Consider the following 12936-nt stretch of genomic DNA (forward strand, 5'->3'; position numbering starts at 1 on the left):
TGGTGGTGAGCGCAAGCGCTCGCCGCGTTTTCCGTTAACGAGCCTGAAGCGCCATGAAGCGAACTAAAAATGTGTTTTTCACCTCAACCGCGCTGTCTCGTGGTTTCATGGCTTTTATCGTCATGCTGCTGCTGGCGCTGTGGCTGTTCTGCTTTCATACCGTCAATGCCTATCTGGTGGAAAGAAAACACAACCTGAACACCATCTCCAACGCCATCCAGAAACGTATCGACAATTATCGTTTCGTGGCCTATCAGCTTTACGAATCCAATATCGGCGCCTCCGCGGTTGCAGACGCAGCCAACGGCGCCCAGGAAACCCGGCTACGTCCTGATGTGTATTATGTTGAAAAACCGCATAAAAAAACCGATGCCCTTATCTTTGGTAGCCATGAGAATGCCAGCTTCAGTCTGGCGATCGCGATGTCAGGCTACCTGGACATTCTCTGGGGCTCTGAGACAAACAATTATTCCATGTATTATCTCAATGGCTCAGATAACAGCCTGACGCTGATTTCAACCCAGCCACTGCGCGATATTACCCCGCGCTTCAAGGACAGCTATATCAGTGCGCTGGTGGATTCCAGACGGGCTGAAATGCTGGCCCAGGCGAATGTGCTGGACGAACGTGAAAGCTTTTCGCCCCTGCGCAAGCATCGTTTCCAGAATGATTATTATCTTACCCAGCGCATCATCTTCAACCAGCCTGGCCATCTGCCGACGGTTATCGCATTTGATTTGCCGATCAACGACGTCATACCGCTGAATATGGCCAGGGCCAACTTTTCCCTGGTCACCTCCAATGACAACAGCGCTGCCGATGAGGGAGATGAGGATTCCGGCCTGTATACCCAGAGCCGGATCAACGGCAGCCACCTGGAATTCAGCGTTCCTTTCGCTAACTCTCCGCTGACCCTGGTCTATCGGGTGCCCATGAGCAGCCTGGTGCTGGACATGATGCGCAACAATTTCTGGCTGATCGCCATCGATCTGCTACTGCTGGCCCTGGCGATGGCCGGACTGTTTCTGGTGCGGCGTAATTTTCTGCACCCGAGCGATAATATGGCATCGGCTATCGAATCTCAGCAAGCCCTCAGTAACGAAGTCATTACCAACCTGCCGCTCGGGCTGCTGGTTTACAACTTCAGCACCAACCAGCTTATTGCCAGCAACAAAATAGCCGATCACCTGCTGCCCCATCTCAGCCTGCAGAAAATAGCCAATTTGGCGGAAAGTCATCAGGGTATTATTCAGGCGACGGTGAACAACGAAGTTTACGAAATACGCACCTTCAAGAGCCAGCTGTCGCCCAATACCTGGCTTTTCCAATTGCTGGATCAGGATAAGGAAGTCTTGGTCAACAAGAAGCTGCAGCAGGCCCAGCGTGAACTGAATAAGAATCATCAGGCGCGCCGATCGATTCTTAAAAATCTGCAAAATGAGCTGGATGAGCCATTGGTTGAACTCAATATGCTGATTGATCAACTGGATGCCGACTATCCTGAGGCAGATGCCGACCTGGCGGAGAACCAGGGCAGCGCCGCTTCCAGGGCGTCGACGGACGAGGCGACTTCCGTGGTGTCGACCCAGCGGCCGGCCGGCGAACGCCGCCAATGGGTTGGCCAGCTCAGGCTGCAGTCACGCAGTCTGGGCACGATGTTTGAAAACATCTGCCTGCTGAATTCAATTGAGTCGGGGGAGTATAAAAGCAACCCTGAACGTTTTTTGCCACAGCAACTGCTGGAGACATTACTGAAGTCTCGACTGCCGCAGATCCGTCAGAAGGGGCTGGACCTGTTCAGTCATTACCGGCTGCCCTATGGTCAGCTCTATGTGGGAGACGCCGAAGCGTTAGCCAAAGCTCTGCTGCTGGTGATCGATTACGCGATCATAACTACACATTTCGGTAAAATTGAAACCAGCGTTGACCGGGATCCGCAGCGTGAAGGCCATCTGCTGTTTACCGTCAGCGATACCGGCCAGGGTATCGGACGCGAAGAGCTGGCCAACGTGGAGCAGCCCTTCATCAGCCCGGCCCAGGCCGATCATTATCGCCGCGGATCCGGTCTTTCCTGGTTCCTCTGCGACCAGTTATGTAAAAAAATGGGCGGCCGCCTGGAAATCCGCAGCCATGATGGTATTGGGACGCTTTATACCCTGCAGCTGGCTCTGCCTGAGGCCGACGAAGAAAACGAAGCCGGTGAAAACATCCTGGACGATACGCTTGTCCTGCTCGATATCGCCAACGAGCAGGTCAGGCGCATCACCAGCGATATGCTGTCGCGCTGGGGGGCGGAATGCCTGTATGCCGATGAACAGCATCTGGCGCAGGAGCATGATCTGCTGATAACCGATGACATCAGTCGGCTGGAAGATTTTGCTATTTTACTGGATGGTCATGAAAGCGGCATTCTGTCGCTGACGCCCAGACGGATGCGTGCCAATCACAATCTGGCCATCACCCTGCTCGACGCCATACTGCAGCTGATTGAGCTGCGTCTGGGGCAAAGCGACAACCTGCAGTATGCCGATTTTTCGCCGTCCGGCGATTTCGAAAGCGAAAGGAAACAATTATCATCAGGTGACTATTACACCCTGTTCGCCGAGACAGTACCGGATGACGTAAAGAGACTGTATACTGAAGCCGAGAAGGGTGATTTGCCTGCCTTGGCCCAGACGGCGCATCGGCTGAAAGGCGTTTTCGCCATGCTTGACCTGGAACCCGGCAAGCAACTATGTGAAACGCTGGAACAGCATATCAAGCAGCAGGATCATCTGATAATCGGAAATAAAATCCGAGAGATCGATGATTTTGTCACCAAATTACTGCAGCATGCAAGGTAAACCATAACATGAACAACCTGAACGTCATTATTGCCGATGACCATCCGATCGTCCTGTTCGGCATCCGTAAGTCGCTCGAACAAATTGAGTGGATTAACGTCGTTGGCGAATTTGAAGATTCCACATCGCTTATCAATAACCTCGGCAAGCTGGATGCCAATGTACTGGTAACCGATCTGTCGATGCCGGGCGAGAAATACGGCGATGGCATCACCCTGATAAAATATATCAAACGCCACTACCCGCAACTGGCGATCATCGTGCTGACGATGAACAATAATCCGGCGATCCTGAGCGCGGTGCTGGAACTGGATATCGACGGCATTGTGCTAAAACAGGGCGCGCCTACCGATCTGCCTAAAGCGCTGGCCTCGCTGCAAAAGGGTAAAAAATACACCCCGGAAAGCGTTGCCAAGCTGCTTGAACGGATCAGTGCCGGCGGTTATGGCGATAAGCGTCTATCGCCCAAGGAAAGCGAAGTGCTGCGGCTGTTTGCCGAAGGGTTCCTGGTCACTGAAATCGCCAAGAAGCTGAATCGAAGCATCAAGACCATCAGCAGTCAGAAAAAATCAGCCATGCTTAAACTGGGCGTTGAGAATGATATCGGCTTGCTGAACTACCTGTCATCGGTAAGCATGGCCCCGGTAGATAAAGAATGACCGGATGGCCCCGGTCCCCTGGTACGGCGATATCCCTATCCTGTCGCGGTACCGGCGCGGGCCCAGGCCTTTAACCGATTATTCCGGCTATTCAATCAGTATTTCGCTATTTTATCAGTAATTTAATGACTCATGCCTCTCTAGTCTGATGCGCTGACAATAGTTCGCCAGAGCCGGCTCAAGTATCTCAAGCGTCACCGGCTTAGGCAGACAACTGTCCATCCCCGCATCCAGGCAGCGCTGCTTTTCTTCGGCCAGCGCATTGGCGGTTACGCCGACCACGGGCAGCGACAATCCCTGGCTGCGTATCCGGCGCGTCAGTTCATAGCCATCCATATTGGGCATATTCACATCACTCAGCACGATATCGATTTGGTGTCGACTGATCATGTTCAGCGCATCAACACCGTCATTGGCGGTAATAGCCTGATAGCCAAGCCAGCTTAGCTGATCAGCCAGCAGACGACGATTGATTGGGTGGTCATCCACCACCAGTATCTGAATATCGGCGTTTTCTTCCGTATTTACCGGCCTGGGCAGCGTGAGCAACGACGGCTGCGCCAAATCGCTGCGATATATTTTCAGCAGCACCAGCGGCAGCTCCTCGGCAAATGCCGAACTCATATGCCAGTCGCCGACCATGCTTTCTTCGGCATGGCCGATATGATGGGTAATAAAGCGTACTGTGGCGCGCGGTGTGCCGGTTGGCGGATAGTCATAGTCGCAGATAAATGTGTCCTGGGCGTTAATCGATTCCCCGCCGTGGCGTCTGACCTGCAGTCCATTATCCTCAAGCATGGCGGTGAGGTAGGTTTCCAAGGCAGCATTGCGTATCGCCAGCCAGCACACCCTGCCATACAAATCGGTATTGAGCACCGTCGGCTGGAAACGGGCTTTATACAGCGGCAGGCGGATGGTGAACAGACTGCCCAGCCCGGTTTCAGATTCCACATTAATATCGCCATCCATCAGGCTCACCAGCTTTTCACATATCGCCAGCCCCAGCCCGGTACCCTGGAACTGACGCTCGCCACCGCTGGCCAACTGGACAAACGGATCAAACAGCCGCATCAGTTCCCGGGGCTTGATTCCCACCCCGGTATCGCGAATGCAGAATTTCAGGTAATGGCTGTCGCAGCAGACGCTGAGCATGATGCAGCCGCCTTGGGTAAACTTGATGGCATTATTGAGCAGATTGGACAGTACCTGCTGCAGGCGTACCGGATCGCCTTTCAAGCTTACCGGTACCGCGGGATCGATAAAGCAGTAAAGCGCCAGACGCTTTTTAACCACCAGCGGCAGATAATTACCCGCCAGATGATTCACCACTTCACGGGGTGAAAAATCCCGGGGCTCGATTTTCAACTGTTCCGATTCGATTTTGGAAAAATCGAGAATGTCGCTGATAATGCTGAGCAGCAGCGCTGAAGAGTTGCTCATCGCCGACACAAAACGGTCGACGCCTTCCGGCAGTACCTTGGTTTTAATCAGATCCAGATTGCCGATAATGCCGTACAGCGGTGTGCGAAGTTCATGACTGACGGTGGCCAGGAACATTGATTTGGCCTGACTGGCCTGTTCGGCGGCGGCGGCCATTTCCTGCAGCGATTCTTCCATCCGCACCCGGGCGCTGACGTCGACCAGTACGCAGATAGCCACATTCTCATTGCGATAACGTGAATGGACGAAGCTTATTTGCAGGTTATTGTTATTACTGGTCATCACATCGACAAAATTGACCTGCTGACCACAGATGATATGGATAATCCGCTGGCGATCTTCGAAGGTCAGCAGACTGAGATAATTGTGCGCCAATTCATTACTGATGAGGTTGGCGCCATCGCTGATACGCAGAATACAGATGCCGACCGGGGCCGAAGCAACGATTTTACGATTGAACTGTTCGTTCTCTTCCAACTGCAAGGCATTCTTTTCCGCCGGCGCAAACATTTTCCGCTCGAACAGCCAGGTCAGCACAAACAGCAGCAGCCCGGAAAAAAGGTTCAGCAGCAGTACGACAAAAATCAGCGACTGATATTTATCAATGACCACGTTCAGCGGCAGGGAATAAACAATACTCAGGGTTGCCGGCGCCAATCCTTTTTTCATCACCAGATCTTTAAAGCTGTCGATATAGCCAAAATAGCCGGCTTCGGCGGGGAAAACCCGCAGCGAAGATGAGCGACGCTCTCCTTCAGTCAACGCCATCACCGGACTGTTATGGTCTGAAAGCAGCGTAATACCGATAGGCAGATTGCTGGAGCTGGCAAAATCCTCAAGCCGGATACCCAACTCCACCGCCAGCAGCGCCGCCAGGCGATTACCGACGAATACCGGCGTCAGGATATAATAATAGCCGCTGTCCGGGCGCGAGTCCGGCACCACCCAATACAGGTAATCCCCCCGATCATTGGCACGGGTATTGTGATATTTAATGATTTGACGCTGCAGGCTTTTAGGCACCGCCGGCATACCGACCGGTGCGTTTCGCAGGCTGAAATGCGTCAGGCACTGACTGTCGGGGCTGATGTAGAACACCCGATTCAGATCATACGCATCGGAGAAGTTATCTTTCCAGTAGTTAAGGAAATAGCTTAATGATTCGGCGGACTGCTGAAACTGAGGCTCAACGCGGCTGCAATCGGCATTGGGATACACCGGATAAAACTGCGTCTCCCCAGGGTTGACGCTGAACGCTTCATTTAACGATTGATGGCCTTCCTGGTGGCCATTATCAAGCCGATTTTCGGCAATGTATTTTAACTGACGCATGATATCGGAGGAATGACGGAAATAGCCCTGGGCCAACTCGAAACTGGTATCGTAATCTTGGCGTAAATCAGACTCACGCTGATGCAGCACGCTAAAAATATAAAACAGTGAAAGTAACGCGCCCAGCGCCCAGAACAGCAGCGCCAGCGTTCTGAACAGATAGCGGGATACGTTGACCGTAGTGCGGAACGACGAAAAGTATTTCAAGCTGGCTTGATTCCGATATGTATGCGAGTCCGGCCGATGCCGTCAATTTACCCAGCGGCGATAAAAAAGGCCAGCACATCGGCTGGCTCTTGATGATAGAACGCGTGTCACAATAACCCGTTCAGAAGGCTTTCCGCCGGCAGACCGGGGCATTTCATCCCCGGCTTGCCAAGCACGGGTTCAGCTATCAGACGTTTTCGTCATCAATCTGGTCATCAGCGATGTCATCACCCTTGTCCGATGTATCGTCGTCATCTGACACAGACTCATCGTCGTCCAGGCCGGCGGCATCGACAACGCCCTCTTCAGGGGGTGCAAGTCCATCCAGCTCTTCGTCGTCCACCGGTTCGGCAACGCGCTGCAGACCGACCACATGCTCATCTTCGGCAGTACGTATCAAGGTCACGCCCTGGGTATTACGGCCGACGACGCTGACTTCCGATACGCGGGTACGCACCAGCGTGCCGGCATCGGTTATCATCATGATTTGGTCGCTGTCGACCACCTGTACCGCCCCGACCACCTCACCATTGCGCTCGCTCACTTTGATGGAGATGACGCCCTGGGTCGCACGGGATTTGGTCGGATATTCAGCCTGGCCGGTACGTTTACCGTAACCGTGCTGGGTCACCGTCAGGATCTGGCCGTCGCCGCGAGGAATGATAAGCGATACCACCCGGTCTTTTTCCGCCAGGTTGATGCCCCTTACACCGGTGGCGGTACGCCCCATCGAGCGCACCTGGCTCTCGGGGAAACGCACCACTTTACCGTAAGCGGAGAACAGCATGGCTTCATTCTGGCCGTCGGTCAGGTCAACACCGATAAGCTCATCGCCCTCGTTAAGGTTGACGGCAATAATGCCGGCGCTGCGCGGACGGCTGAACTCGGTAAGCGCGGTTTTCTTGACCGTGCCGCTGGCGGTGGCCATAAATACGTGGCGCCCTTCTTCATACTCGCGGACCGGCAGGATGGCGGTAATGCGCTCGTTGGGCTCCAGAGGCAGCAGGTTGACGATAGGACGACCACGAGCGCCGCGGCTGGCCTCCGGCAACTGATAGACCTTCATCCAGTACAGCCGGCCACGGCTGGAGAACAGCAGGATGGTGTCATGGGTGTTGGCGACCAGCAGGCGATCAATGAAGTCTTCTTCCTTGATACGCGCCGCTGATTTGCCCTTGCCGCCGCGGCGCTGGGCTTCATAGTCGGTAAGCGGCTGGTATTTGACATAACCCTGGTGAGACAGGGTCACCACCACATCTTCCTGATTGATCAGATCTTCGATGTTGATATCAGAGGTATTGGCGGTGATTTCGGTACGACGCGGATCGCTGTACAGCGCTTTCATCGCATTGAGCTCTTCGCGAATAACCTCCATCAGCCGATCCGGGTTCTCCAGGATCCGCAGCAGCTCGGCAATCTGCTCCAACAGCTCTTTATACTCATCCAGTAGTTTTTCATGCTCAAGGCCGGTCAGTTTCTGCAAACGCAGATCCAGAATGGCCTGAGCCTGCTGCTCGGTCAGGTGATAGTTGCCGTCGCGAATGCCGTATTCCGGCTCCAGCCATTCCGGACGCGCGGCATCATCACCGGCGCGTTCGAGCATGGCAGACACATTACCCAGCGCCCACGGGCGGGCAATCAGGCCGGCCTTGGCTTCCGCCGGGCTCTGTGCATTGCGGATAAGCTCGATAATCGGATCGATATTGGCCAGTGCAACCGCCAGCGCCTCCAGTATATGGGCGCGATCGCGGGCTTTGCGCAGCTCAAATATGGTCCGGCGAGTCACCACTTCGCGGCGATGGCGGACAAAGGCGGAGAGAATATCCTTCAGCGCCATGATCTTCGGCTGGCCCTGATGCAACGCCACCATATTGATACCGAACGACACTTGCAGCTGGGTTTGGGAGTAGAGGTTGTTAAGCACCACTTCGCCCACTGCGTCGCGCTTGATTTCGATAACGATGCGCATGCCGTCTTTATCGGACTCGTCGCGCAGGGCGCTGATGCCCTCGATGCGCTTGTCCTTGACCAGCTCGGCGATTTTCTCGATAAGCCGTGCCTTGTTCACCTGATAGGGAATTTCGTGCACGATAATGGTTTCACGGCCGGTCTTGGCGTCAGCCTCGACCTCGGCGCGGGCGCGGATATAAATCTTGCCGCGGCCGGTACGGTAAGCTTCCTCTATACCACGGCGGCCATTGATGATGGCGGCGGTGGGGAAATCAGGACCGGGAATGTGCTCCATCAACCCTTCGACGCTGATGTTTTCATCGTCGATATACGCCAGGCAGCCGTCGATGACTTCTGACAGGTTGTGGGGCGGAATGTTGGTCGCCATGCCCACCGCGATGCCGGACGAGCCGTTCACCAGCAGATTGGGGATTTTGGTCGGCATCACCTCGGGGATTTGTTCGGTGCCGTCATAGTTGGGCACAAAATCCACGGTGTCTTTTTCAAGATCAGCTAACAGTTCATGGGCAATTTTAGCCATGCGGACTTCGGTATAACGCATCGCTGCGGCGGAGTCGCCGTCGACGGAACCGAAGTTACCCTGACCATCCACCAGCATATAACGCAGTGAAAACGGCTGAGCCATGCGCACGATGGTATCGTAAACAGCGGTATCACCATGGGGATGATACTTACCGATTACGTCGCCGACCACACGGGCGGATTTTTTATAAGGTTTATTCCAGTCATTACCGAGAACGCTCATCGCAAATAAAACGCGACGGTGAACCGGTTTCAGTCCATCCCGTACATCCGGCAGCGCACGTCCGACAATGACGGACATGGCGTAATCCAGATAAGAGCGTTTCAGCTCTTCTTCGATATTGACCGGTGTAATTTCTCTGGCAAGGTCGCTCATGGAGCCGCTATCCCTCTACTAATTGAAGCATCTACCCGGATTTAAAGGTGCTAAAGTATACCATAGATCAACGTTTCAGGGAAAATAGTCGGCGGGTTAAACCCCTTTGTTCAGGCTGTTTGGCGGCTGGCCACTATGGTAAGCGTCGGGGTTGGCGTTATACTTGGCGGATTATCGTTTAAGGAGCACCGGATGAACTCACAAGGCAGTAATACCACGCCCGCCGCCCAGCAGGAAAACGTCGATGCGCGGGAAATAGCAAAATTTGATGCGGTAGCGTCGCGCTGGTGGGATTTGGAAGGCGAATTCAAGCCGTTGCACCGCATCAATCCCCTGCGGCTCGATTACATTCTCAACCATGCCGGCGGCCTGTTCGGCAAAAAGGTGCTGGATGTCGGCTGCGGCGGCGGTATTCTGGCCGAAAGCATGGCCCGGGAGGGGGCGGCAGTCACCGGCCTTGACATGGGCGCCGAGCCGCTGTCGGTCGCCCGGCTCCATGCCTTGGAAAGCGGCGTAAAAATCGAGTATGTGCAGAAAACCGTCGAACAGCACGCCGACGATGCACCCGGCCAATACGACGCGGTCACCTGCATGGAAATGCTGGAGCACGTACCGGACCCGGCGTCCATTGTCCGCGCTTGCGCCAGGCTGGTCAAACCCGGGGGCGATGTATTCTTCTCGACGCTCAACCGCAATCCCAAGTCCTGGCTGATGGCGATCATCGGCGCTGAATATGTGCTGCGCATGGTGCCTCGCGGCACCCATGACATCAATAAATTCATCAAACCGGCCGAGCTTATCCAGTGGCTGGACGGCACCGGTCTGGCCGAACGCCATATCACCGGGCTGCATTACCACCTGCTGCGCGACCGGTTCTCCCTGGGCGGCAACGTTGACGTTAATTACATGCTGCATACCCGCCGGCAGAATTAAGCTATTTACGAGCTTATGGCGGGCTGCGTTAAGGCCCGCCGATAACAATTCGCCCGGCTGTAGTTATGCGGCGTTTAATAAAACATCAAACAATTCATTTTCTAATTTTTCTCGTTTACGATTGACAATCAGTAAGCGCAGGCGGGATAGCGGTTTAGCTGCGGCATTCACATTTCACCCCCACGTTATCCACAAAAAGCGGAAATTTAGTTACTTGCATTAGTGCCCTTTTCTCACTATCTTGTTATCAAATTAACAACAAAACCCCACATATAGTGTTACGCCGCACGGCGAGGCACTATTTTGCCTGTGTCTTCGCATAGGCATGATGGGCGCTCTCAGACAGGTATGTAGCCTAATGAACCAAAGTCTGCTCGTAACCAAACGCAATGGCACTACAGAAAGAATCAACCTGGATAAAATTCATCGGGTCATCGACTGGGCGGCTGAAGGCCTGGACAATGTATCGGTATCTCAGGTTGAACTGCGTTCGCATATCCAGTTTTATGACGGCATCAAAACCGCCGATATCCATGAAACGATCATCAAGGCAGCGGCTGACCTCATCTCCCGTGATGCGCCCGACTATCAATATCTGGCCGCCCGTCTGGCGGTATTCCACCTGCGCAAGAAAGCCTATGGCCAGTTTGAACCGCCGACGCTCTATGCGCATGTCACCCGCCTGGTTGAGATGGGCAAGTATGACCGGCATCTGCTGACCGATTACACCGCTGACGATTTTGCCCAGATGGACGGCTTTATCGATCACTGGCGGGATATGAACTTCTCCTATGCCGCGGTCAAGCAGCTGGAAGGCAAATATCTGGTCCAGAACCGTGTCAGCGGTGAAATTTACGAAAGCGCTCAATTCCTTTATATGCTGGTCGCGGCCTGCCTGTTCTCCGGCTATCCGCGGGATACTCGCCTGGATTACGTTAAGCGCTTTTATGATGCCATATCGACTTTCAAGATTTCACTGCCGACGCCGATCATGTCCGGCGTGCGCACCCCGACCCGTCAGTTCAGCTCTTGTGTGCTGATTGAATGCGGCGACAGCCTGGACTCGATCAACGCCACCTCCAGCGCCATCGTTAAATATGTGTCCCAGCGCGCCGGCATCGGCATCAATGCCGGTCGCATCCGTGCGCTCGGCAGCCCGATTCGCGGCGGCGAAGCTTTCCATACCGGCTGTATCCCCTTTTATAAGCATTTCCAGACCGCGGTGAAGTCCTGTTCCCAGGGCGGCGTGCGCGGCGGGGCCGCCACCCTGTTTTACCCGATGTGGCACCTGGAAGTGGAAAGCCTGCTGGTACTGAAAAACAACCGCGGCGTCGAAGCGAATCGCGTGCGCCACATGGACTATGGCGTCCAATTGAACAAACTGATGTACCAGCGCCTGGTCAAGGGCGAGGATATCACCCTGTTCAGCCCATCGGACGTGCCTGGACTGTATGATGCTTTTTTTGCCGATCAGGAAGAGTTTGAACGCCTGTATACGCTGTACGAAAAGGATGACAGCATCCGCAAACAGCGTATCAAAGCGGTGGAACTGTTCTCGCTGATGATGCAGGAGCGGGCTTCTACCGGCCGTATCTATATTCAGAATGTTGACCACTGTAATACCCATAGCCCGTTTGACGCCGCGATTGCGCCTATCCGCCAGTCGAACCTGTGCCTGGAAATCGCGCTGCCGACCAAACCGCTGGAAGACGTGCTTGACGAAAACGGCGAAATCGCCCTTTGCACCCTTTCCGCTTTTAATCTCGGCGCGCTGGACAGCCTGGATGATCTTGAAGAGCTGGCCACGCTTGCCGTTCGCGCCCTTGATGCGCTGCTGGACTATCAGGACTATCCGATCCCTGCGGCCCAGCGTGGCGCCATGGGCCGCCGCACCCTGGGCGTCGGCGTCATCAACTTTGCTTATTATCTGGCCAAGAACGGCGTCCGTTACTCGGACGGCAGCGCCAATAACCTGACCCACAAAACCTTCGAGGCAGTGCAGTATTATCTGCTGAAAGCCTCCAATCAGTTGGCGAAGGAACAGGGCGCCTGCCCCTGGTTTAATGAAACCACCTATTCACAGGGTATGCTGCCGATCGATACCTATAAGAAAGATCTGGACAGCATCTGCAGCGAACCGCTGCACTATGATTGGGAAGCCCTGCGCCGGGATATCCAGGCCCATGGGCTGCGCAACTCGACCCTGTCGGCTCTGATGCCGTCCGAGACGTCGTCGCAGATTTCCAATGCCACCAACGGCATTGAACCACCGCGCGGCTACGTCAGTATCAAAGCTTCCAAGGACGGCATTCTGCGTCAGGTAGTGCCTGAATCGGTCCGCCTGAAGGATGCCTATGAATTGCTATGGGAAATGCCGAACAATGATGGCTATCTCCATCTGGTCGGCCTGATGCAGAAGTTTATCGATCAGGCTATTTCATCCAACACCAACTATGACCCTACCCGCTTCCCGGCAGGAAAGGTGCCGATGAAGCAGTTGCTAAAGGATTTGCTGACCGCATACAAGTTTGGCCTTAAAACCCTCTACTACCAGAACACCCGTGATGGCGCGGAAGATGCGCAGGAAGACATGCAGGCGTCAGCGCAGGAAGACGATTGCGAAAGCGGGGCCTGTAAGATTTAAACATGGCCG

The 12936-nt window shown here is 54.4% G+C and carries 6 protein-coding genes; 4 read left to right on the top strand and 2 right to left on the bottom strand.

Annotation, left to right across the window (positions count from 1 at the left end; translation table 11 throughout):
• The first annotated feature begins 53 nt into the window (after positions 1-53).
• Complete coding sequence (gene rcsD / locus EDC52_RS03100) at positions 54-2843, top strand: phosphotransferase RcsD (RefSeq protein WP_131863855.1); 2790 nt, start codon at positions 54-56, stop codon at positions 2841-2843.
• A gap of 8 nt (positions 2844-2851) precedes the next feature.
• Positions 2852-3502: a response regulator transcription factor RcsB gene (gene rcsB, locus EDC52_RS03105; RefSeq protein WP_131863856.1), complete on the top strand. Its 651-nt coding sequence runs from the start codon at positions 2852-2854 to the stop codon at positions 3500-3502.
• Between the two features lie 114 nt (positions 3503-3616).
• Here the strand turns inward: rcsB and rcsC are convergent, their stop codons facing one another.
• Complete coding sequence (gene rcsC, locus EDC52_RS03110) at positions 3617-6481, bottom strand: two-component system sensor histidine kinase RcsC (RefSeq protein ID WP_131863857.1); 2865 nt, start codon at positions 6479-6481, stop codon at positions 3617-3619.
• Positions 6482-6668: 187 nt separating this feature from the next.
• Positions 6669-9350, bottom strand: a complete 2682-nt coding sequence (gene gyrA, locus EDC52_RS03115; RefSeq protein ID WP_131863858.1) for a DNA topoisomerase (ATP-hydrolyzing) subunit A — start codon at positions 9348-9350, stop codon at positions 6669-6671.
• Positions 9351-9542: 192 nt separating this feature from the next.
• Here gyrA and ubiG point away from each other — a divergent pair, with 192 nt between their 5' ends.
• Both ubiG and nrdA read left to right on the top strand, forming a co-directional pair.
• Positions 9543-10283, top strand: coding sequence for a bifunctional 2-polyprenyl-6-hydroxyphenol methylase/3-demethylubiquinol 3-O-methyltransferase UbiG (gene ubiG, locus EDC52_RS03120; RefSeq protein WP_131863859.1), 741 nt, complete (start codon positions 9543-9545; stop codon positions 10281-10283).
• 358 nt (positions 10284-10641) lie between these two features.
• Positions 10642-12927, top strand: a complete 2286-nt coding sequence (gene nrdA / locus EDC52_RS03125) for a class 1a ribonucleoside-diphosphate reductase subunit alpha (protein ID WP_131863860.1) — start codon at positions 10642-10644, stop codon at positions 12925-12927.
• The last annotated feature ends 9 nt before the right edge of the window (positions 12928-12936 follow it).

It is taken from the genome of Biostraticola tofi (genome assembly GCF_004343195.1).
Taxonomy (GTDB): domain Bacteria; phylum Pseudomonadota; class Gammaproteobacteria; order Enterobacterales; family Enterobacteriaceae; genus Biostraticola; species Biostraticola tofi.